Consider the following 22621-nt stretch of genomic DNA (forward strand, 5'->3'; position numbering starts at 1 on the left):
CGCCAATGAAGCCATTGCTGCGCGCTGTACTCGTCGTCGATGCGTTGTTGCTGCTCGCGTTCGGCGTGCTGTTCCTGCTGACCCCATGGACTTCGTTGTACGACGCGCTGCTGCTGGTGCAAACGCAGCCGGCTCTGGCCGGCCAGGCGTTTGGCGTTGCGCTCCTCGGGCTTGCGTGGCTTGCCCTGCATGCGTCGATCGACGGCGCGCTGACTTCGCCGGTTGCGCGGGCGGTCGGCCACGTGAACTGGCTGACCGGCGTTTTGATGCTGGTGTGGCTGCTCGGGCTGCATACGCCGGCGCTGACCGGGTTCGGGCAGATCGTTGCAGTGCTCGCCGGTGTGGTGCTGCTAGTGCTGGGTCTTGGCGGCGTGCGTTTGTCTGGCGCGGTGCGGCGGCGCGAAAAGCTTCGCCTGGCTGAAGCCGCGGCTGCCGAGCGCGCCGACAGGCAGGCGGCAAAAGACGCCGCGAAAAACGCGCAAAATCGCGAGGCAAATCGTGAGGCAAATCGCGAGGCAAAGCGCCGCGAACCGGTCGTGCCGGCCACGCCAGGGTTTCCGGTGTACCGGGCAGAGCCGGTGGCGGAGCCTGTTATTGAGCCCCGCGTCGAGCCCGCTGTTGTTCCCCCGGCTGCTCGTGTCGTCGAGCCCGTCGACAAGCCGGTCGTGCCGCCCGCAACGGCTGCCACGGTAACGCCTGCAGTGCCTACCGCGTCGCAAGCGCGGCCGGTCAACCCCGCAACTTCAGCGCCATTGCATGCGACGACGGGCGAAGCGCTGAGCCCGTCGGAGCGAGCGGCACGAGCAGAAGCCGCCGCCGCGCGCGACGCCGCCCGCAACGACGCCGCCGACGCGCCACATGCGCCCCGGCCTCCGTTTCATGGCTGAGCCGCTGCACGCCACTCGTTTGCCGAAGCAACCGCAGTCCGTATGCGCCCGGCGCAGACAGGGTGCTGCGGTGGTGGTGGCACGAAGCCTGACGACTGAAGCGCCGGCACACTCCTGCGCCGTGACTAGCCGTCGCGCATCGCCGCTGCAAACGGCGGCCATTCGTTGCCGCGTGGACCGCTTTGAATTCAACGCTGCGCCGTACGCGCGGCATTCCGTATCCGCTCACTTTTTACACCGTCCGCTGCCATGCACGACAAGATCCTGATTCTCGACTTCGGTTCGCAAGTCACCCAACTGATTGCACGTCGCGTTCGCGAAGCCAACGTGTATTCGGAAATCCATCCGTATGACGTCGATGTCTCGTTCATCCGCGACTTCGCGCCGAAGGGCGTGATCCTGTCCGGCGGCCCGAGCTCGGTTACCGAAACCGACACGCCGCGCGTCCCGCAGGCGGTCTTCGAACTCGGCGTGCCGGTGCTCGGCATCTGCTACGGCATGCAGGCGATGGCCCAGCAGCTGGGCGGCAAGGTCGACATCGGCCATTTGCGCGAGTTCGGTTACGCCGAAGTGCGCGCGCGCAATCACACTAGCCTGCTCGAAGGCATCAGCGACTTCACGACGCCGGAAGGCCACGGCATGCTGAAAGTGTGGATGAGCCACGGCGACAAGGTGCTGGAAATGCCGCCGGGCTTTGCGCTGATGGCATCGACGGAATCGTGCCCGATCGCTGCAATGGCCGACGAAAAGCGCCGTTTCTACGGCCTGCAATGGCACCCGGAAGTCACGCACACGGTGCAGGGCCGCGCGATGCTGGAGCGTTTCGTCCTGCAGATTTGCGGCGCGAAGGCCGACTGGGAGATGGGTCATTACATCGACGAGGCGGTCGCGAAAATTCGCGAGCAGGTCGGCAACGAGCATGTGATTCTCGGCTTGTCGGGCGGCGTGGATTCGTCGGTCGCGGCGGCGCTTCTGCATCGCGCGATTGGCGATCAGCTCACTTGCGTATTCGTCGATCATGGCCTGTTGCGCCTGAACGAAGCCGAGCAGGTCATGGCCACGTTCGCGGATCATCTGGGCGTGAAGGTGATTCACGTCGACGCGAGCGACGTGTTCCTGCGCAAGCTGGAAGGCGTGACCGATCCGGAAGCTAAGCGCAAGATCATCGGCGCGGAATTCGTCGAAGTGTTCCAGACCGAAGCCGGCAAGCTGACCGACGCCAAGTGGCTCGCGCAAGGCACGATCTATCCGGACGTGATCGAGTCGGCGGGCAAGGGCAAGAAGGCGACGCAGACCATCAAGAGCCACCACAACGTGGGCGGCCTGCCGGAGACGCTGAACCTGAAGCTGCTTGAGCCGCTGCGCGAACTGTTCAAGGACGAAGTGCGCGAACTGGGCGTGAAGCTCGGCTTGCCGCCGGCCATGGTCTACCGCCATCCGTTCCCGGGTCCGGGTCTGGGCGTGCGGATTCTCGGCGAAGTGAAGCGCGATTTCGCGGACCTGCTGCGTCGCGCGGACGCGATTTTCATCGAGACGCTGCGCACGTTCATCGACAAGGAAAGCGGCAAGTCCTGGTACGACCTGACGAGCCAGGCGTTCGCGGTGTTTCTGCCGGTGAAGAGCGTCGGCGTGATGGGCGACGGGCGCACTTACGAGTACGTGGTGGCGTTGCGCGCCGTGCAGACGCTCGACTTCATGACCGCACATTGGGCGCATCTGCCCCATGAGCTGCTGGGGCATGTGTCGAACCGGATCATCAACGAAGTGCGCGGGATCAACCGGGTGGTGTACGACATTTCGGGCAAACCGCCGGCGACGATTGAGTGGGAGTAGGGAGTAAAAAATCTCAATAAAATCAATGGTTTGCGATGATTGATGTAAAAAGTTCCTTGTTGGTCGTTTCGTTGTAAGTCATTGATCTAGAAGCAAAGTTTTTTGAGGATTCCGGAGGCAGCCGAGCCATTGTGTGCCGCAAAATGACGGTATGGCGGACGGTATGCGCCGAATGCACGGTTACGACTCGATAATTTACCGGCAGCACGATTCGGCCTCGACGGTAAAATTCTTTCCAAAAAGCTAGGCGTGGTGCGGGTTTGCGGGCACATCGAGGGCTCGTGGTTGGTGACGGTAACCATCCACGGGCCGACGTAGCCGCCGAGGCTGCCCATCGAGTTAATGAACGCCATACCGCCCGCGGCCGCGATTCCGGTCAGATACCGGGACGGCAGGCTGTGGGACGCCGGTCGGGCCGCGCTCAAGCCGATCACCGAGAACACCGTGCCGACGAGTGGGGCAGAAGCGAGGAAAAAAGCACGGTGAAAATCAGTGCCGCTGGCGAGACGACGCAAGCCTGTGCGAAATGGAGCAGGTGTCTCCCCAGGCGCTCCATAAGCCTGGCCCACGCGATCATAACGACTGCTGCGACGGGATAGGGAAGACCCGACAACAATTCACCGAGAAAGTCGACAACCCGTGCCCCTTGAGCATCAGCGGTAGCCAGATAGCAATGCCGTTGATACCGATCCAGTAAGAGAACAGGATGCCGACCATGATCCAAACCCGCACATCGCGAAGCACGGCAGCTTTCGTTTTTGGATCTGCGCGTGGCGCACGTTGGGATGGGCGGCAAGCGCAGCTTCAATCCCTTCAACGCCCGCTGTATGCGCGCAGCAACAAGATCATTCGCCGCATCGCCGCGTTCGTACTCGACGTGGGATTCACCGTTTAGAAGCCGTAAAGGACGGCAGGATTGTCGACGAGGATGCGATGTTGAGTCGCGACGTCGGGAGCCCATGAAGCGAGCAAATCGAGGAGTTTCGCATCGTCCGGCTTGCGAACCTTTTCTGTCGGATGCGGCCAGTCACTTCCCCAGACAACGCGCTCGGGCGCCGCGTCGATGTACGACCGAGCCATTTTCGTCGCATCTTCATAGTTCGGCGGTCCAACCTTCGTGTTCAGGTAAGCGGCGGATATCTTCACCCAGGTGTGCCCCTTGCCGAGCATCTCACGAACGACTGCGTATGCATCGCGCCCCGACTCGGTTTGTGGCAGCCGCGCCATGTGGTCAAAGACAACCGGACAGGGCAAGCGCTTCAACATTTCGGCATTTTGGACAATGAGGTCCGAGCGCATCTGGAGCTGCACATGCCAACCCAGCTCACGGATTCGCCGTGCGACTGGTTCAATCATGTCGGGTCGAGTGACCGCATTCTCGGGCTCAAAGAGAGAAAATCGAACACCGCGAATTCCGCCCCGATGTAACGCAAGAAGTTCTTCTTCTGAGACGTCGGGAGAGATGACAGCAATGCCGCGTGTCTTGTCCGCCCCGAGCTTTGAGATTGCGTCCAGCGTAACGCGATTGTCCGTTCCGTAGTTCGCAGGCTGAACGATTACGGTGCGCGTCGTGCCGAGTCGGCTCTGAATCTTCCGGTAATCCTCGACGGTCGCATCGCGTGGAAGCGTAGCATTCGCGTTAGCGATGGGGAACCTGTCGTCGTAGATGTGAATATCCGAGTCGCATGCCATGGCTGGCGCTTTCAATGACGCATTTTCGCTGCCGCTTGAATTCGAGAATGAGGCGTTCTCTGCCGCCCGGGCAGGAGATGTCCCCCACACGCTAACCAGGCCACCGGCAGCCAAACCTAGTGTGAGCGCGCGACGCCGCACATCAATCGCACCACCAGCTATTGAAAACTTCGAATCCATGTCTGTGTCGTTAATAGTGTTGGCTGCTCGTGCCGGCGGAGCGGACGCAAGGCGCGCTCCGCCGCTCGAACATCAAAGGGTCAATCAGTGGTTGACTCGCTTCGCGAAAGCCGAAATGGCGTCGGCCATTGCTTTCGGCTGCTCCGGCGCCATGGCATGACCTGCGTTGGGTAACACAACAACAGTCACCCGGTCCCCGAGCATGTTCTTGAGCACTTGCGAGAACCGGCGGGGCGCCACCGCATCGTTCTCTCCTTGCAGGTCTAGAATCGGTGCAGTGCCGGCGGCGAAGTAGTCGTCGACGGGAGTAGTGTTACGCGCATGTCCCTCTGCTTCGTGGGTCTCGGGATGCCAACCGCCGAGCCAGACGCTGGGGTCGTTTCCAGGCGCGAAGAACGCTTCTTTCAGATACTGCAGCCGTTGTGCTTCGGGAAGCTTGAGGTCTCCTGCACCGTCAATCGCCTTGCGCATTTCAGCGCTGATAGGTTTTTCTGTCGAGCCCGGCGGAACTTTGCCGGCCGAGGCGGCGGCAACCACGACTCCCTTCACGAGGTCCGGGCGGTCTGCAGCCAGTTGACGTGCGGCGAAATTACCCCACGCGTGCCCCACCACGACGACCGGGCCAGCCTTCTTTTCGTCAATGACCATCGCAACATCGGACGCAAAATCGTGAACGCTGAGGTTTTCCATCGGCCCTATGCTCTTGCCAACGCCACGAGGTTCCGGGCGCAGCACACGGAACCCGTCCTCGACGAGATATTGCGCCACCTGGTCGTAGTCGCGCACCGAGCGTCCCAGAGACGGAAGGATAACGATAGTCGGTCCCTTGCCTTGGCTCAAAACCTCAATCTGGACATTTCCATGTTTCACAACGTCGTCAGTGATTGCTGCACCGCCAGTTGCCGCAAAGGCGCTTACGGACAAGGAGAGAATGATTGCTGCGAGACCGCAGTTCGGGAATTTCATGAGGGCGATTCCTTGACTTATCTCAGAGAGTTGATTCCTTGGCATCAGTTGCCGCTTACTGCCTGTACATCTGGCGTGCGAAGCGCGCAATGGCGTCGCTCATAGCCTTCGGCTGCTCGGGGACCATCGCGTGGCCTGCATTCGAAACCACCTCCACCGTCACGCGGTCGCCCAACATCGGCTTGAAGACATTGGGGACGACGACAGCGTCGTATTGACCCTGGAGGTCAAGAATGGGAACGGTGCCACCTGCGAAGTACGCATCGACCGGGGTGACGTTTCGGGCGTGCGCTTCGGCTTCATGAGTTGCGGGGTACCAACCGCTCAACCAGGTCCGGGCATCATGTCCCGGTGCGAAGAACGCCTGCTGAAGATATTTCAACCGCTGCGCCTCCGGCAGCGCGAGGTTGCCTGAGCCGTCAATCGCGTCCCGAAGCCTGCCGTACGGTTTCTCGTTTGAGCCGGGAGGTAGCTTTCCGGCTGACGCGGCCGCCATGACCAATCCCCGAACGAGGTCCGGGCGGTCTACGGCTAGCATGCGTGCTGGTTGACTTCCCCATGCATGCCCGACCACGACGACTGAGCCCGTCTTTTGCTCATCGAGGACCGAGGCAATGTCAGCAGCAAAGTCGTGCATATTGAGGTCAGTCAGAGGGCCTACGCTCGCGCCGATACCTCTCGGCTGAGGCCTCAATACCGTAAAGCCGTCACCCTCGAGGTATGCCGCGACTTCATCGAAGTCTGCCGCCCCCCTTCCGAGGGATGGAAGAAGGACGATTACCAGTCCCTTACCTTGACGGATAGTCTCAATCGTTACGGTTCCGCGTGTCGTTACCAGGTGCTCGGGTGCAGCGCTCGGCGGCAAGTGAGAAGCGCAGCCGAACGCGAGAAACATAGTTGCAAGAGAAATGAAACGCCCACTTGCCTTCATGCAGATGCCTCCTGTTTCTAGTAGTTGTACTTACTGTTTTGCGTGTTTTTCATGCGGCTGTGTACTCTGCCTGGCTAGTTCGCTGCTGCCTGTGCTTGCGACTGTGGTTGCCCGAGCCCGGTACTTTGGAAGACCGCCACCGCATTTTTCGACTTCAGATACCCAATGAAGGATTTTGCCGCCTCTGCCTGTTGGGCGTTCTTCCCGATTGCAGCAGAGATGACACTGACTTTCTGAACCTCGCGTGGAAGAGGACCGACGAACTGGATGTCCTTGAACGCTTTCAGTTCGCTAATCTGCTGAAGGCCAAGGTCGGCGTCGCCACGCTGAAGCGCTGCCCCAACCAGTTCGCGTCCTTTGATGAGTACGCTTTTCTGCTTCATCTGCTCCGCGATGCCGAGCCTGGGAAAGAGCGTTCCAGTAATGTACGTTCCACTAGCGCCTTCAGAGAAAGCGACCGACCGGGCCGACAGCAAAGCCTCCTTCAGCTTTTCCGGCGTCGAAACATCGGGCTTCGGAATGCCCGCACGAACTGCAACCCCGACTGCCGACTCGGCGATATCCGCTTTTGTGTCAGGGACGAACACTCCCTGTTTGATTTGCTCGTCGAGAGCGGCGCCAATCATAAGGCAGACATCCATTGGCTCCCCGCTTTTAATTCGCATGGGCAATGCGTCAGGCGAGGTTCCATAGGAGGGGCCCCACGAAATCAGAAGGTGATTGCCAGTATCGCGCTCGAACGCGGGGACGAGTTCCTTGAACGCGACCGAGAGTGCTCCCGTTGCAAGCACGTGAACGTCTGCAGCGAACGCTGTCCCGCTGAAGGCCGCCGCGCAAGCCAGCGTCAGCATCGATGCACGGATAGATTTCCTTGTTCTGAATATCATCACCTGTCTCCTTACTGTATGGATTTTTGATTCGATACTTGCCTAGACGGCGCCGCGTGTATTCACGAATAGTGCGTACAACGAGGTCGTCGATGCCATGAAGAGCCGGTTGTTGTCTTTCCCGCCAAAACATAGATTTGCGCAGCGCTCAGGCAGCGCAATGTGTCCGATGGCCGTTCCGTCGGGCGCAAAGACTCGCACGCCGTCAAGCTCGTCGCTGCCGGTACCCCAACCGCACCAGAGGTTGCCGTCCACGTCGACTCTGAACCCATCGGGCGTTCCCTCCTCCGCGTCGATGAGTACCCTGCCGCCGTTCAGCTTGCGATTGTCGACGACGTCGAACGCCATGATTGTCCGCGGTCGCGCCCGGGATGCGACGACATACAGCGTTCGTTCGTCTGGCGAGAACGCAAGCCCATTCGGACCTTCGATGTCGTCGGCGACGCACTCAATCTGGCCACTCTGCGCGTCAATGCGATAGACGCAGGCCGGCAACTCCGGCGTTCCGACTTGACCCATGTAATCGCTCACGAGGCCAAAAGGCGGGTCCGTGAACCAGACGGACCCGTCACGGGTCACCACGACGTCATTTGGTGAGTTGAGTGGTTTGCCTTCGAACCGGTCGGCGAGCACTATGACGCGACCGTCGTATTCAGTGCGAGTGACGCGCCTCGTGCCGTGCTCGCACACGATGAGTCGGCCCTGACGGTCGCGAGTCATGCCGTTCGCTTTGCTCGATGGCGCCCGCCAGGTAGAAACCGCTTCTGTTGCATGGTCCCACCTGAGGATTCGGTCATTCGGCAGGTCGGTCCAGTAAAGCACGCCGGCATCGCCGAACCACACGGGTCCCTCTGCCCAACGGCAGCCCGTCCACAAGCGCTCCACCTTTGCATGGGCCAGGCGGTAATGTTCGAATCGCTTGTCCAGGATGCGAACTGCGGGGTCTGGGGTCCTCAAACTTGGCTGCCACGTGTTCATCTTGCGTCCATCCTCTTCATAATCACCAGCAGAACAATCGTCAGGATTGTCGCCAGCACGAGCATTGCTCCCATCCCGATAAGACCAGCCTTGAAAGAGCCTGTGGCGTCCTTCAGCCAGCCAACCATATAAGGTCCGACCAGGCCGCCAAGGCTACCGACCGAATTGATGAATGCCAGCCCCCCGGCTGCGGCTTCTTTCCCTAAAAACGTCGCAGGAATGCTGTAGAAGCAGGCACGCACAGATGAAAGGCCAATCAGTGCGATGGTCAACCCGACCATCGCAGGAACAAGTTCATCTGAAATGACGGAACAGAAGAAGCCGATTGCAGCAAGTCCGCAGGTGAGGGCAAGATGCTTGACATAGCGCTGTGAGCGCGCCAATACCTTTCCCCAGAAAAGCATCCCCACGCTTCCGATGACATAAGGCAGCGCGGTCAACAGCCCGATTTGGGTGTCACCAAGATGGTGTGTTTTCAGAATCGTTGGCAACCAGACGCCGATGCCGAGAATCCCGATGATGTAGCTGAAAAGGATGGCAGTGAGCAGCCAGACGCGCCAATCCCGTAGCGAGCGCGTGAAATGCCTTTCTGCGTTTGCCGGGCGCTCCCGGTCGACAGCAGCCTGCAAAGCCAATCGCTCTTCAGCCGTCAACCATTTGGCCTTCTCCGGAGAGTCACTCAATACCTTGAGGCAAAGGATGCCCAGCACGCACGCCGGCAGACCTTGAAGGATGAACAGCCACTGCCACCCATGGAGTCCGAGCCACCCCTCGAGCTTCAACATCGAGACCGACAGCGGGCCGCTGAAGACGGAGGAGAGCGGCACTGCTGCCAGGAACCACGCCATCATCTGCGTGCGATAGCTCGCTGGAAACCATAGAGTCAGGAAAAAGATGACACCAGGGAAGAATCCCGCCTCGCCGATGCCTGCGAGCAGGCGAAGAAGCGAGTAACTCATCGCACCGGTCGCGAAGCTGGTTGCAGCTGCGAAGAGGCCCCAGGTAATCATGATGCGGGCCAACCATCTGCGAGCGCCAAAACGGTAGAGCGCGAGATTGCTCGGAACCTCGAAGAAGCAGTAGCCGACGTAGAAGATGCCGGCGGCAAATCCGAACTGGGATGCCGTCAGTCCGAGGTCGCGGTTCATCGCAAGCGCCGCGAAACCGACGTTTGTTCTGTCGAGATAGTTGATGAAGTAGGCAAACGCGAGCAACGGAACGATACGCAGAGCTGCCTTCCTGCAAGCAACCTGCTCGACGCTTTGCGCTGTCTCCTGGGTGATTATCGTTGTGCGCATCCTGTCTCCTACTTATAAAGCCGACGGGGATTGTGAACAAGCACCGCATCCGCCGTTTCTGTGTCGCCGCAGACCTCTTCAATAAACGCGAGAAGCCTGGCGTCATCCGGCGCGTCGCCTTGAATGTTCGGGTGAGGCCAGTCACTGCCCCAGATAGCCCGCTCCGGCGCTGCCATGAGCAGCCCCCGGACGTGAGGTAACGCCCACGACCATGGCTCATCCGAGGCGCTCATCATGCGGTCGATACCCGAGAGCTTTATCCAGCGCTGCTCGTTGTCCAGATACTTGCGCAGAGCCACAAGCCCGTCTCTATCCGCCTCGAGAGCCGGGTCTGGACGAGACATGTGGTCAATCACTAATGTCGTATTGAGCTTCCGCCAGCTTTCGAGAACAGGCAGAATCTGGGCGACCTTTCCGTGGAGCAGCACGTGCCAACCCAGGGAGCCAACGCGCTCAGCCAGCGCCTTGAGTTCGCTGATGTTCTGTCCTTCGGCGAGGTGTCCCATAAAATTGAAGCGGACACCGCGAATCCCGCCCGCGTGGAGCGCCTCCAACTGGCCGTCGCTTTCAGAGCCGTTGAGCAGGGCTACACCCTTATATCGACGCTCCGTACGGGAAATCGCGTTGAGTAGCGCGGAATGGTCATTCCCATAGCACGCCGCTTGCACGAAAACACCATGCGAGATGCCCAACTTGTGGTGCATCTCCAGAAGTGCCGTCAGCGGTGCTGCTTCGGGTCGATAGACCGCGCTTTCTGGAAGAGGAAAGTCTTCCCACGGTCCGTAGATATGTGTGTGGCAATCCCACCGACCGCCGTTCACATGAAGACTGTCCATCAGTCGCACCGTGCCGTCATGCCGCCGTCCACGATAATCTCCGTGCCGGTCACGAAACGAGCCTCATCGGAGGCAAGGAACAACGCAGCGTTGGCCGTATCGCGGCCGTCGCCCATGAAGCCCAACGGAATACGCGCGACCCGGGTCTGCAACAACTTGTCGACGTCGCCGCCCGTGCGCTGACCTGCAAGACGCGCTTCCACCATCGGCGTGTGCAGTTGGCCTGGAACCACGGTATTCACTCGAACGCCCTTCTTCGCATACTCGACTGCGACCACCTTGCCCAGTTGAATCACGCCCGCTTTGCAGGCTGCGTACGCGACTTGCGCCGAGCCTGTCCAGCGGATGCCGGAGGTTGATGCGGTATTGACGATTGAACCACTGCCTTGAGCTTCCATGATGGGAAGCACGTGCTTGCAAGTGAGATAGACACTCTTGAGATTGAAAGCCACCTGAGCATCCCACGCCTCTTCGGAAAGTGCGACGGGGCCTCCGGCCGCCGAGCCACCGACGTTGTTGACCAGAACGTCGACGCGGCCATACTTCTCGCGACACGCCTCAACCATCGTCCGGACTGCGTCCGAGTCCGTGACATCGCACGCGTACGCCGTGATGTCACCGCCGATATCTCGCACGCGGCGCACCGTCTCTTCCATCGCATCGGGATTCTTGTCGACCGCGAAGATTCGTGCTCCTGCCTGCGCGAAGAGAACGGCAACCGCGCGGCCATTTCCCCAGCCAGAGCCCACGCAGCCAGCGCCAGTGACAATGGCGACCTTTCCATTAAGGCGTCCTGAATTCTGGTGATTTTCGAGGTTCTGTAAAGTTTCCACGTAATGTTCCTCAGTTCAGTCTTGGGGGAGTTCCGGTGTGGCGCCTTCCGGAGGCGGCACTTCGAACACTTTGATGGTCATCGAAATCAACGTGTAGTAGCCGGCAATGCCGACGAGGTCGACTACGCCATCCTTCCCGATTTCATTAACGAGCTCCTGGTAGAGCGAGTCGGGCACTTTGCGCTGTTCATGCAGCTCGGTGAGAAAGGCGAACACCAGTTCCTCATCCCGTTTCGCAAACGGAGGCGTCTTTCCGTCGCGGATTGCATCGATGACTTCTTCCGAAACACCGGCCTCGAGAGCGAAAGGCTTGTGTGCGGCCCATTCGTATTCCGCGAGCCAGTACCTGCCCATGAACATGATGGCAAGCTCCGACAAACGGGGGGGCACGCTGCTGTCATACCGGCAATAGCGACCCAAGGCTTGCGAGCGGTCAGCTAGTTGCGCTCGGTGCAGCCAGATTGCGAGCGGGCCCCTTACGCCTTTGCGCGGGCCACTTGCGATTGCGTCGTAGACCGCCCTCTGCTCAGTGTCAAGTTGCGCCGGGTCAATGGGTGAAAGTCGTGTCATTTGCGTTGACTCCTGGTGGTTCAGTGAGACTGGGCAGTCGCAGTCGTTGCAGCGCCCTTGTCCTGGCGCAGGCAGAACCGGCGGGGTGTTGCGCCAGTCTCCTGCGTGAAGGCTTTTGCGTCGAAAGCGCCTTCCCAGCGGGCAATGGTGAACACCGCTAGCGTGTTGCCGACTACATTCACGAGCGCAGTTGCCGTGGCCATCACGCGGTCGATGCCGAACAACAGACCCAGACCGCTCAGCGGGAGCGTTCGGACCGATTGGAGCGTTGCCGCAAGCTTCACGAAGGCACCGCCTGCGACTGTGGTACCTCCCTTTGAGGTGAGGCTCAGAATCGCCAGCAGTCCAAGCTGCTGCCACAGGGAAAACGGGGTGTCGGTTGCCTGAGCGATGAATCCAATGGCAATTGCCATGTAAATCGACGTGCCATCAAGGTTGAAGCTATAGCCGGCAGGAAGAACGAAGCCGACAACCGCTTCGTCGCAACCCGAGCGCTGCAGTTTCTCGATTAGGCGAGGCAGTGCCACTTCGCTCGACGCGGTCCCAAAAATCAGCAGCAGTTCGTCGCGAATGAGCCGCAGGATGGTAAAGAACGGGAGACCAATCATCCAGCTGATGCTGCCAAGGACGCCGAATACGAACAGGAGGGAGGTCGCGTAGTACAGCACGATGACCTTCAGAAGGTACATGAGCGTCACACTGCCGTAGCTACCAATCGCTGCTGCCATTGCACCAAAGGCTCCCAGCGGTGCAAGCCTCATGATGAAAGCGAGCATGCGAAAGAGGACCGATTGCGCTTCGTCGATACCTCGAAGAAGGACCGACTCCGGACCCACCGACATGTTGAGTGCGAGACCTGCCAGGAGCGAAATGATGAGGACCTGGACGATATCGCCCCGTGCGAACGCATCGACCAGAGTATGGGGAATCAGGCTTAACAGATAGTCGACGGCAGAAATTCCGCCGGCGCTCGCGGTTGCCTTGACGGCTGCCTGGCTCTCGGTGATGTTCGTTGCATGGAGACCTGCCCCCGGCTGAAATATGTTCACCATCACAAATCCGAGAATCATTGCGACAGTGCTGACCACCTCGAAATAGACGAGCGACTTAACGCCCATTCGTCCCAGCATGCGAAGGTCTTTGACGTGTGCGATGCCCTGAACCAGGGTGCAGAAGATGATGGGCGCCAGCATCATCTTGAGTAAGGCGATGAACCCCACTCCGAGAGGCTTCATTGCCACCGCCCAGTCAGGCTTTGCCATCCCTAGCACGATTGCGCATGCCAAGCCGAGCAGGACTTGCACATGTAATTGCTTTAACCGCCTCATCTCGTCTCCTGAATTCGAATCTAATGTACTTTGCAGATGACGCGTCACTGCATCATCTGCCCTCGGACCTATGCCGAAGCTTGGTGTTGCAAATGGGAGAAGCGGAGAAGTCCTGGTCCGTGACGAGCCAGCGATACGGCAAATCGCGAACTACGCCGGTGGGCTGAGTTGCCCGAGGAGCAATCTCGCCGCGCCGGTGAGGGGAATCACACTTGCGTCTCCGTGCATTTTTCTAGTCTAATCCGTGATTCAGAGCATAGGTGAACCAAGATATCTTGACAAAGACCGAGTTTCGATACGAAGCTATGCCGTGACGGCATAGGACATGAGTATGGACATCCGGGAGCTACGCAGTTTTATCCATGTTGCTCGCGCGGGCAGTTTCAGCCGGGCGGCGTCCGAGCTGTACATCGCTCAACCCGCGTTGAGCAGGCAAATAGCGAAGCTCGAACAGGAAATCGGGGTCCAGCTGCTAGGGCGTCACGGCCGAGGCGTCATGCTCACGGCGGCCGGCGCCCGCCTGCTCGAGCGAGCCGAGATGATTTGCAATATGGTCAGTGAAACCGGCGAGCACGTCCGCGCGACTGCTGACGAGGAGCGTGGCTACTTGGCCGTCGGACTGCCGCCCACGATGGGAGCCCTCATTGGCGCCGAGCTCGTGCGGGATTTCCGCGAGATTCATCCGCGTGTTGCGCTCCACATCCGCGAGGGCCAAAGCAATTCGTTGCAGGAATGGGTCGCGGACCGCCGTGTCGACCTCGCCGTCGTCTACAATCAGCCGCCGTTGGACGCCTTTCAGGTTCGGCCGCTGTACAGTGAGCCGATGGTTCTGATTGCTCCTCCCGGTACGCCGATACCGAAGGGCGGGTTCCAGATTAGAGACCTCGCCACCCTGCCTCTCATTCTGCCTGGGCTGCCACATAGTAACCGGCGAGTCATCGAGCACGCCGCGGTGCAAAATGGCATTCGTCTTCGCGTCGACCTTGAGGTTGACAGCGTTGCGCTGACCAAGAAGCTCGTCAAGGCAGGCCTTGGATATTCGATTCTCACGTCAATCGCGATTCGCAACGAGGTCGCAAGTGGCGAACTGGTCGCGGAAGCTATTACGCGCCCGTCAATACGGTCGACCGTCGCAATAACTACCCTGCGTGAAAACTCACTTTCGAGGTTTGCGACCGACTGGATGGCGATGCTTCGAGAGAAACTAACCCGCTTCATGGGAAGCGAGAAGTGGAAAGAAGACATTGTCTGGCTCGACAGCGACGTAGCCGACTAGCCGAATTAGTAATTCCGGCATCATTCAGCGAAGCCGACAGGTGCGCCTGCAACAAGAAGCGACTAAGCAATGCGGCTTTTTCGATTAGCCTGATCCGAGCGGCCGCAATCGGTGAAGGTTCCGGGACATAACTCTGTTGCACCAGGCCGTTCGATGTCCGCTTGTGGCTCAAACGAGCGTCCACGGACCCGCCCCGTGCCCTCGGGGAATTCGAAGCGCGAGAGATTCCGCCTCAAAGACATCTGATGGGTAAGCGTGGCAGCAGTGACGTCTTGACTGAAGAGCGCGATATTCAGACTGCGCTGCGGATCTGATCGGCGACGACCCACGGGGCGAGTTCTTCGATGCGGTTAATCGCATGGTCGGCGATGCGTGCTAGCACGTAGCGCAGATACGCTTCAGGATCAATGCCATTGAGTTTTGCGGTGCCAACGAGGCTGTAGATGGCAGCGGCACGTTCGCCTCCAGAGTCTGCCCCGGCAAACAGATAGTTACGCCGACCGATGGCCACCCCGCGTAGCGCGCGCTCGACTGGCAGATTGTCGATTTCGAGCTGGCCGTCATCGCAATAGCGCGTGAGCGCTTCCCACCGGTTTAGCGCATAGAGGATCGCCTGACTCGTATCCGATTTGCGCGAGAGCGTTTCCAGCGTCGTCGTAAGCCACGCATTGAATCGGTCACGTAGCGGTCGCGCGTGCGCCTGGCGATACGCACGGCGCTCGTCGGGCGGTTTGCCCCTGATCGTCTCCTCAACCCTGTATAGCGCGCCGATACGCTCGAGCGCTTCGGTGTTCAACGCATTGGGGCGCGCCGCGTACAATTCATAGAACTGGCGTCGGGCGTGCGCCCAGCAAGCTGCGTCCGTGACGCGCCCGGTTTCGTAGATGGCCCGGTAGCGTTCTCAAGGACACGACACGTTCGTACGCGCCGGGAATGTTGGCGATGTCGGGGGCGCTCATGCTCGCCGCGCTTCTGACGTGGGGTTTTGCGGTCTACACGTGACATGAATCGTCCGGACAGCCGAACGGAAATTGATGCGTATCCCGACAAGGCCTGCGCACGCAGGCCTCGATTCAAAGCGAACGACTGAAAAGACGCGAAGATCCGGAAATCGCGTCTTCGCGCGAAACCTCACCGCTCCACCAGCACTCCGGCCTTTTCGCGATCCCACAAGGTTTCGGGGAACTCGGCCGCCTGCTGACGCAGCTTGAACTTCTCGATCTTCTGGCTTGCATTGAGCGGCAGCTCGGACGCGTATTTCACGTAACGCGGCACCAGGTAGTACGCCATCTTTGTTGCACAGAAGGCAATCAGCTCCGCTTCGGGCAACGCATGGCCGTCTTTCAGCACGACGCTCACGGCCACTTCTTCCTCAGAAAGCTCAGATTTCACCGCATAGGCGGCCACGTCAACAACAGCGGGATGCTGCCGGATCGAATTCAGGCTTGCGTCATTGATATCATCATCCGGGATGGTCCGCTGTTCTTCAGCCCGGCCAGCGCCTTCGTGCCGCGAACTGCTTCGCCCAGACGTGTGCATCATGGCGAGCCCGCAGCGTCGGGCATCACCTTTCGCCCGAATCTGACGGCAACAGCGGAGGCGTCAGCTGTCAGCTAGCCGTTTACTCTCGAACGTGGTGAATGCAGTGTTGACGGTCGAATCCGTCGGTGTCCGTCACGTGTCACTTGAGCGCAGGTAAGTGCTCAACTGAACGGGCTGGCCCATTAATGTCACGGCAGCCGCCAACGCGGATTGTAGAAAATGCTGACGCACCGCGTGCGCCGTATTACACGCGCAACCCCGCGATGTACTTTGCGCGCGGCCGCAGCAGAAAAGCTTGTGAACGTTGTTCGAGCACATGCGCGACCCATCCAGCCGTACGACTGATGATCCAGATCGCAGTCGCGGTGCCGTCCGGCAGCCCGAGCGAGCGCGCCAGCACGACGAGTGCGACCGCCACGCCCGGATGCATCGACAGCCGCTCTTCGGCGAGTGCCAGGAATTCGAGCGTCGGCTCGGTGTCCGGCGTCCAGTTCTCCAGCGCGCGCACCTGTTCGAGAACCAGATTGGCGCGAGCGTCGCCGTCCGGATACAGCGGATGGTTGAAGCCGAACAGGCTCGCGCCGACTTCGCGCACGAGCTGCAGACGCGCGGCCGGGTCGGAGCGGGGCAGGTCATGCAACAGCAGCGTTTCCACTTTCTCGGTTGCGGTGCCGGTCGAGAAGCCGACGTGCGAGCTGATCGCCGCCGCGATGCAGTTGTAGAGATCCGCATTGGTCGACGCCGCGACGCGCGCGGCGAAGGTTGCGGGCGCGAGTTCATTATCGGCGAGTACGATGAGCGCGCCGTTGATCGCGAAGACCGCATCTGGCGTACAGGTGCCACCCGCCGCTCGCAGCAGGTAAGCTGCGAGCCCCTCGCCGCGCTCGCGCATTACGAATGCGCGGCGGTTGCTCAGAAAGCCCAGGCAGCCTGCCATTGTCTGCATGATGAGGCGCGCGACCTGCACGGCGCTGCCGTCGGAGATTTCCGCTGCACCACGCCCCTGCATGCCGAGTGCTAGCGGCACCATGCCCAGCAGATTGGCGATGTCGCCGCCTTCCAGCTTGCCTGCGTAAGCGTCGAACAAAGGCAGCACCACATGCGGTGTGTCGAGCGTGCCCCACGCGGTGACGCCGTCCTGCCAGACGCCGGTCATCAGCAACTGCGAGACGGATTCAAACGACGATCCCGCCTTGGCCATTTCGATAGCCGATCGGTTGCGGTACTGCGGGCCTTGCGGCGTGATATGCGTGATCGCCGACACAAGTACCGGCTCGCCCCAGCGCATTGTCGATCCCGCCGACGCGGCCTTCGGCATGCGGCCGCGCTTGCGACTACCCACGCGCTCGACGTCGGCGCGCATGTACAGGCTGCGCCGGCCGTCGTCGTGCGGCGCGGTACCAATCAGGCCACGGCTCACATACGAGTAGAGCGTTGCTGGTTTGATGTTGAGCCTGGCCAGCACTTCTTCACGCGTCATCAAATCCTTGGTTGCCATAAAATCAATGTAATCAATATAAATCACAGTCAGAGGATACGGGACTGCTGACTTTCCGTCCATAGTGGGCCGCGCAAACGAGCCTAACCACCGGATTGCGCTGGCCGCGCACATACCGAAAGAATTTTATGTCGATTTGAAATATCAATCTTGATTGTCAAATTGGCGGCGAGTAATTTTCGGTCCTCGATTCCATTCCCGCAACTGTCCCGCTCAGCTTCGGACGGTTGCCCTGAGGAGACTTTCCGATGCATGACCTGAGACGCGAATTCGATCCCGCGCAAGCAACCTTCGTCGATCAAACCGGCGAGCGTCCCCGCGACAACCACTATTGGGCTCCGGTAATCGTGACCCGTGAAGCCATCGACGATGAAGTGACGCGTCTCGCCGCGTTGCCCAGGCCGCAGGATGGCCGCCGCCATTCGTTGATCGTTCATCCGTCCGCACGCGCGGGCTCGCTCGGGCTCGCGCCGGGCATTCAGGTGTCGCTGCAGGTGTTGTTGCCCGGCGAATCGACCGAGCCGATGCGCCATAACGCGACCGAGGTGAACTTCTGCATCCGCGGCGGCGGCTCGACGCGCGTCGCGGGACGCACGATCGCGTTCCGTCAGTACGACGTCTGGAATCATCCCGCCTTCGTCGCGTACTCGCATACGAACGACACGCGGGAAATCCAGGTCCGCCTCGTCTACTCGAACATTCCGCTGCTGCAGCACATGGAAGTGTATGTGCCCGAATTCGGCGTCGAACTCGAAGCGCTCACGCAGACCGTCACCTCTCATGCGAACGGCGACCCCAGACGCCGCAATCCGTTCGGCATGTTCCCGATCGGCGAGGACGGCGGTCTGCTGATGCCGTACGAAACGCTGATCAATCCGCAGGTGGTCGAATCGAATCCGCTGCATTTTCCATGGCAGCAGGTCAAGGCCGAACTCGACAAGCTTGAGGCGCTCGGTAGCGAATACGTCGGGCGGCGTCTGTACATGATGTACAACCCGACCACGGGCCGCACCAACGGCATCACCCCCAACTTCTTTGCGACGATGACGATCCGTCCGCCGAAAATCGTCGACCGTCCGCATCGTCACGTGTCGGCCGCGATCAACTACTACTTCTCGGGCTCGGGCTACAGCATGGTGGCCGGCAACCGCTACGAGTGGAAGGCCGGCGACCTGATGTTGTCGGCGCCGGGCTGGGCCGTGCACAACCACGCGTCCTACGACGATTACGTGTACGAGCTGACCATCCAGGACCAGCCGCTCAACATCTACATGCAGTCGCTGCTGTGGCAGGAGTCGATGAAGGAGCCGCCCGCGCTGCTGGGCACGCAAAGCGGCTTTTCGACCAATCGTGCCAACGCCTCGAAGGCCGCGTAAGCGGCATTGCCAACAAGGAAACGAATCATGCGCGATATCTCATGGCTGAAGGGCTCGATCACGCCCATCGTGACGCCGTTCCGCAATCAGGCCGTCGACTATGACACCTATGCGCGGCTCGTCGACTGGCAGATCGTCAACGGCGGTCACGGCGTGCTCGTGAACGGCACGACGGCCGAGCCGAGCCTGCTCACGGTCGCGGAGCGCAACCGTCTCGTCGACGTGGCCATCGAAGCCGCGGCGGGACGCGTGCCCGTGCTCGCGGCGACGGGCTCGCAATCGCATGCCGAAACCGTCGAGCTCACGCAGCACGCAGACCAGGCCGGCGCCGATGCGCTGCTGGTCGTCACCCCTTACTACATCCGTCCGCCGCAACGCGGCCTGATCGAGTACTACGCGGACCTCGGCGCGCGCACAGAGCGCCCGCTGCTGATCTATCACATCCCGGGGCGCGCGGCCGTGAGCATGGATCTCGCCACCGTGCAGGCAATCCGCGAACGCGTGCCGAACCTCGTCGGCATGAAGCATGCCGTCAACGACATGGGCTTCGTCACGCACATGCTTGATGCGTTCGGGCCGCAGTGGCGCGTGTTCGTCGGTCTCGAAGAGCTGAGCTACCCGATGCTGGCGGTCGGCGCGTGCGGGCTGATGAACGCGGTCGGCAATCTGGCGCCGCGCAAGGTCGCCGATCTCGTCGAGGCGGTCGAACGCAACGACTACAAGACCGCGCGCCAGTTGCACTTCGCACTCTTCGAGCTGAATCAGTCGGTGTTCTACGACACTAATCCGATTCCCATCAAGTACATGATGAAGCGCATGGGTCTGATCCCCGCCAACGAGCACCGTCTGCCGATGATGCCCGCCACGCGCGAACTGGAAGAGCGCCTCGATCGCGTGCTCGAACGGGCCGCCCTGATCTGAGCGCGTTCGATGACATCAACGACAATGAACCGGAAACTTCGATGAGCGAGACGATCCCACGGCTGGAGATGGCGCAGATGCAGCCGGATCTGGCGGCCTATCTGAGGCCGCGCGTCGAGCGGCTGCACTATCTTGGCGAACTGTTCAAATGTGCAGCCAACGCGCCCAACGTGATTCTGCACTTCATGCATTTCACCGACGCGCTGAAGCAGGCCTTGCCCGACCGGCTCACGGAACTCGGCGCGCTGAGCGTCGCGAGCTTCATGGAAAACCGCTATGAGCGTCATCAGCACGAACGCCTGTGCGTCAAGCTCGGCTTTTCGCGCGCATGGATCGAGCAGGTCAACCGGCTCGACCCGGCCGCCGCGACCGAATTGAACGACGAGGAGAAAGCCGCGCAGACGTATGCGCTCAAGGCACTGCGCACCCGCGGACTGGATGCGCGAACGGAGTTCGAAGCGCTCGCCAAGCTGGTGACGCCCGCCGAGGCGATGGCGTTCGTGATGCTGATCGGCCGCTACGTGACGCACGCGATTGCCGTCAATACGCTGGGGCTCGAGCCGCCGGTGCCGTCGATTTTCGAGGAGGAACAATGAGCGCGGCGAACACACCGTTGTGGATTTCGGAGCAGCAGATCGTTTCGCTGATGAATCTGCCGGGCGCGATCGAAGCGCTCGAACACGGCCTTGCGCAGCAGGCGAGCGGCGCGGCGCGCAACATGGGCAAGACGCACGTCGCGTGGGGGCACAGCAATCTGCACGCGATCGGCGCTGCGTTCGAGGGCGCCGGGATCGTCGGCACCAAGACCTGGGCGCATACGGACGGCGGCGCGTGTCCACTCCTCATCCTCTTCGACAGCGCGAACGGCCAGCTCAAGGCGATTCTCGAAGCCTTCGCGCTCGGCCAGATGCGCACCGGTGGTATCTCGGGCGTCGCGACGAAATGGCTGTCGCTGCCCGATGCCGACGTGCTCGCGCTGATCGGCACGGGCAAGCAGGCGCTCGCGCAGCTCGCGGCCGTGGCGGCCGTGCGGCCGCTGAAGCTCGTGCGCGTCTACAGCCCGACGCCGGAGAAGCGCCGCGCGTTCGTCGAACGGGCGCGCGCGCAGTTCGACATTGAGATCGTCGGAGCGGCATCGGTCGAGGCCGCTGTCGCCGATGCGCCGATCGTCACGACGGTGACCCGCTCAACCGAAGCGTTTCTGCCGGCATCGGCGCTCGCGCACGGCACGCACGTGAACGCAGTCGGCGCGATCACCCAGGAGCGGATAGAACTCGCCGACGACGTATTTGCCCGCTGCACGCGTGCGGTGGTCGACGATCTCGACTCGGCAACGCGCCTGTCGACGGAGTTCGGGCGTGCCTACGGCGCCCGGGGCGCGTGGCACGAAGTAGTGCCGTTGTGCGATGTGATCGCGCGAGGCCTGGCCAGAGATGCTCTGGACGACATCACGGTGTTCAAGGCAATGGGCATGGGCGTATCGGATCTTGCATTGGGTCTGCGCCTGTATTCACTCGCCAGTGAAGCCGGCCTCGGGACGCTTTTGCCGCAGCCGCGCCGTGAAGCGCCGCGACTGACCTGACGATGCTTCAATCCGGCCGGATCGCGCGTGTCGTGTGAAGCGGTCTTGCCGGCGGTCGGCTTCCCAGATTTCAGTAGGTCAGTTCGGAATCCAAACGAATAACTATCAATCCAATAACGTAGGAGACACAAACGTGAAGAAACGTCACGCCCTCGCGGCGCTCGCCGTGTCATACGCCGCCGTCCCGGCCGCGCATGCCCAAAGTTCAGTGACGCTCTACGGCATCACCGATGTCGGTATCGAAGTCGTCAATCATGTACCCGGGCCCAACGGTACTTCCGGCACCGCCGTGCGTATGGAGTCCGGCAGCCTCGCCGGTTCGCGTTGGGGCTTGCGCGGTCAGGAAGATCTGGGCGGCGGGCTGAAAGCCGTGTTCGACCTGGAGAATGGGTTCTCGATCAACAATGGTACGCTCGGTCAGGGTGGCCGGATGTTCGGGCGCAAGGCGTACGTCGGCTTGAGCACGCCGTACGGCGATGTGACGCTAGGCCGTCAGTACAATCTTCTCTACGAGCTGATGTACGTTTACGACCCGCTCAACTTCAATCCCAGCTATTCGGCGCAGGGTTACGATGCCACGCTGGTAGGCCGCGCAGACAATTCGGTGCGCTATCTGGCGAGATTTTCGGGTGTGACCTTCGCCGCGTTGTACAGCACGGGCTTCGATTCGACGATTGCGAACGGCGCTCAGGTTCCCGGCCACTCGAAGGTCGGCCGAGAATATAGTTTTGCGCTGCAATTCGCGCACGGTCCCGCCAATGTCGGCGTTGCGTACGACCAGATGCAGGGCACCTCGATCGCTACGCAAGACGTCACGCAGATGCGCGTGGTGGGCGGCGGATCGTACGCGTTCGGGCCGGTAACGGCCTACATCGGCACGCGCTGGCTTAACGTCCGCAACGGCACGACGCCGCAAAGCTCGCTGCTCTACTGGCTGGGCGCCACGTGGCAGGCGAGCGCACCGCTAACCCTATCGCTCGGCGGCTATCAGGAACGCATCCGCGGCAACGGGCAGAAGGCCACTAGCGGCGTGCTGCTTGCCGACTATTTTTTGTCCAAAAGCACCGACCTCTATGCGGAGGTCTCGTATGTCAGCAATTCCAACGCATTGAACCTTGGCGTGCGCGCACTCGGCGATGTGACGACGGGTAGCAACCAGACCGGGGCAATGGTCGGCATCAAACATAGTTTCTGAGAGCGAGAAAAT

21 protein-coding genes and 1 pseudogene are annotated in these 22621 nt (G+C 60.8%); 8 read left to right on the forward strand and 14 right to left on the reverse strand.

The genetic code is table 11. From position 1 onward, the window contains the following. The first annotated feature begins 5 nt into the window (after positions 1 to 5). Positions 6 to 887: a hypothetical protein gene (locus A3AC_RS0120030; protein ID WP_025601012.1), complete on the forward strand. Its 882-nt coding sequence runs from the start codon at positions 6 to 8 to the stop codon at positions 885 to 887. Positions 888 to 1136: 249 nt separating this feature from the next. Continuing rightward, the gene (gene guaA / locus A3AC_RS0120035; protein WP_025601013.1) at positions 1137 to 2720 is read left to right on the forward strand and encodes a glutamine-hydrolyzing GMP synthase; all 1584 of its coding nucleotides are present in this window, start codon (positions 1137 to 1139) and stop codon (positions 2718 to 2720) included. An 86-nt stretch (positions 2721 to 2806) separates the two neighbouring features. Here the strand turns inward: guaA and A3AC_RS30490 are convergent, their stop codons facing one another. From A3AC_RS30490 to A3AC_RS0120095, 11 genes are all read right to left on the reverse strand, one after another. Next, positions 2807 to 3235: a hypothetical protein gene (locus A3AC_RS30490; protein ID WP_156924647.1), complete on the reverse strand. Its 429-nt coding sequence runs from the start codon at positions 3233 to 3235 to the stop codon at positions 2807 to 2809. Positions 3236 to 3611: 376 nt separating this feature from the next. After that, the gene (locus A3AC_RS0120050) at positions 3612 to 4592 is read right to left on the reverse strand and encodes an amidohydrolase family protein (RefSeq protein ID WP_084515523.1); all 981 of its coding nucleotides are present in this window, start codon (positions 4590 to 4592) and stop codon (positions 3612 to 3614) included. Positions 4593 to 4676: 84 nt separating this feature from the next. Beyond that, positions 4677 to 5558, reverse strand: a complete 882-nt coding sequence (locus A3AC_RS0120055) for an alpha/beta fold hydrolase (protein WP_025601016.1) — start codon at positions 5556 to 5558, stop codon at positions 4677 to 4679. Positions 5559 to 5613: 55 nt separating this feature from the next. Then, positions 5614 to 6489 carry an alpha/beta fold hydrolase gene (locus A3AC_RS0120060; RefSeq protein WP_084515524.1) on the reverse strand — a complete coding sequence of 292 codons (876 nt, stop codon included), beginning with the start codon at positions 6487 to 6489 and terminating at the stop codon, positions 5614 to 5616. 74 nt (positions 6490 to 6563) lie between these two features. Then, a complete protein-coding gene (locus tag A3AC_RS0120065) occupies positions 6564 to 7376 on the reverse strand; it encodes a molybdate ABC transporter substrate-binding protein (RefSeq protein WP_025601018.1) in 813 nt (270 codons plus the stop codon). A gap of 42 nt (positions 7377 to 7418) precedes the next feature. Further along, on the reverse strand, positions 7419 to 8354 hold the full coding sequence (locus A3AC_RS0120070; protein ID WP_025601019.1) for an SMP-30/gluconolactonase/LRE family protein: 936 nt from the start codon (positions 8352 to 8354) through the stop codon (positions 7419 to 7421). Next, complete coding sequence (locus A3AC_RS0120075) at positions 8351 to 9652, reverse strand: MFS transporter (protein WP_025601020.1); 1302 nt, start codon at positions 9650 to 9652, stop codon at positions 8351 to 8353. Before A3AC_RS0120075 ends, A3AC_RS0120070 begins: the two co-directional genes overlap by 4 nt. A gap of 8 nt (positions 9653 to 9660) precedes the next feature. Continuing rightward, positions 9661 to 10488 (reverse strand): amidohydrolase family protein, encoded by an 828-nt coding sequence (locus A3AC_RS0120080; protein WP_025601021.1) that lies wholly within the window; start codon positions 10486 to 10488, stop codon positions 9661 to 9663. Continuing rightward, entirely contained in the window at positions 10488 to 11321 is an 834-nt protein-coding gene (locus tag A3AC_RS0120085) for an SDR family NAD(P)-dependent oxidoreductase (protein ID WP_035475472.1), read from the reverse strand. The genes A3AC_RS0120080 and A3AC_RS0120085 overlap by 1 nt, the downstream gene beginning before the upstream one ends. Positions 11322 to 11336: 15 nt before the next feature. Continuing rightward, a complete protein-coding gene (locus tag A3AC_RS0120090; RefSeq protein WP_025601023.1) occupies positions 11337 to 11891 on the reverse strand; it encodes a carboxymuconolactone decarboxylase family protein in 555 nt (184 codons plus the stop codon). A 20-nt stretch (positions 11892 to 11911) separates the two neighbouring features. Further along, positions 11912 to 13219 (reverse strand): cation:dicarboxylate symporter family transporter, encoded by a 1308-nt coding sequence (locus A3AC_RS0120095; protein WP_025601024.1) that lies wholly within the window; start codon positions 13217 to 13219, stop codon positions 11912 to 11914. A gap of 325 nt (positions 13220 to 13544) precedes the next feature. Here A3AC_RS0120095 and A3AC_RS0120100 point away from each other — a divergent pair, with 325 nt between their 5' ends. Beyond that, positions 13545 to 14495 carry a LysR family transcriptional regulator gene (locus A3AC_RS0120100; RefSeq protein WP_232231969.1) on the forward strand — a complete coding sequence of 317 codons (951 nt, stop codon included), beginning with the start codon at positions 13545 to 13547 and terminating at the stop codon, positions 14493 to 14495. A gap of 292 nt (positions 14496 to 14787) precedes the next feature. Here A3AC_RS0120100 and tnpC read toward each other — a convergent pair. From tnpC to A3AC_RS0120115, 3 genes and pseudogenes are all read right to left on the reverse strand, one after another. Beyond that, positions 14788 to 15390 (reverse strand): annotated as a pseudogene (gene tnpC, locus A3AC_RS0120105) (IS66 family transposase); the annotation flags it as partial. Positions 15391 to 15626: 236 nt separating this feature from the next. Continuing rightward, entirely contained in the window at positions 15627 to 16037 is a 411-nt protein-coding gene (locus A3AC_RS29390; protein ID WP_025601027.1) for an AMP-binding enzyme, read from the reverse strand. 244 nt (positions 16038 to 16281) lie between these two features. Beyond that, positions 16282 to 17517, reverse strand: a complete 1236-nt coding sequence (locus tag A3AC_RS0120115; RefSeq protein ID WP_025601028.1) for a citrate/2-methylcitrate synthase — start codon at positions 17515 to 17517, stop codon at positions 16282 to 16284. Between the two features lie 266 nt (positions 17518 to 17783). Here A3AC_RS0120115 and A3AC_RS0120120 point away from each other — a divergent pair, with 266 nt between their 5' ends. From A3AC_RS0120120 to A3AC_RS0120140, 5 genes are all read left to right on the forward strand, one after another. Next, complete coding sequence (locus A3AC_RS0120120) at positions 17784 to 18911, forward strand: cupin domain-containing protein (protein ID WP_025601029.1); 1128 nt, start codon at positions 17784 to 17786, stop codon at positions 18909 to 18911. Between the two features lie 27 nt (positions 18912 to 18938). Then, positions 18939 to 19832: a 4-hydroxy-tetrahydrodipicolinate synthase gene (dapA, locus tag A3AC_RS0120125; RefSeq protein WP_025601030.1), complete on the forward strand. Its 894-nt coding sequence runs from the start codon at positions 18939 to 18941 to the stop codon at positions 19830 to 19832. Between the two features lie 41 nt (positions 19833 to 19873). Continuing rightward, a complete protein-coding gene (locus A3AC_RS0120130; RefSeq protein ID WP_025601031.1) occupies positions 19874 to 20428 on the forward strand; it encodes a hypothetical protein in 555 nt (184 codons plus the stop codon). Then, positions 20425 to 21414 carry an ornithine cyclodeaminase family protein gene (locus A3AC_RS0120135; protein ID WP_025601032.1) on the forward strand — a complete coding sequence of 330 codons (990 nt, stop codon included), beginning with the start codon at positions 20425 to 20427 and terminating at the stop codon, positions 21412 to 21414. The genes A3AC_RS0120130 and A3AC_RS0120135 overlap by 4 nt, the downstream gene beginning before the upstream one ends. Before the next feature lie 133 nt (positions 21415 to 21547). After that, on the forward strand, positions 21548 to 22609 hold the full coding sequence (locus A3AC_RS0120140) for a porin (RefSeq protein WP_025601033.1): 1062 nt from the start codon (positions 21548 to 21550) through the stop codon (positions 22607 to 22609). Positions 22610 to 22621 lie beyond the last annotated feature (12 nt).

Origin of the sequence: Burkholderia sp. WSM2230 (assembly GCF_000472445.1) — a bacterium.
Lineage (GTDB): Bacteria > Pseudomonadota > Gammaproteobacteria > Burkholderiales > Burkholderiaceae > Paraburkholderia.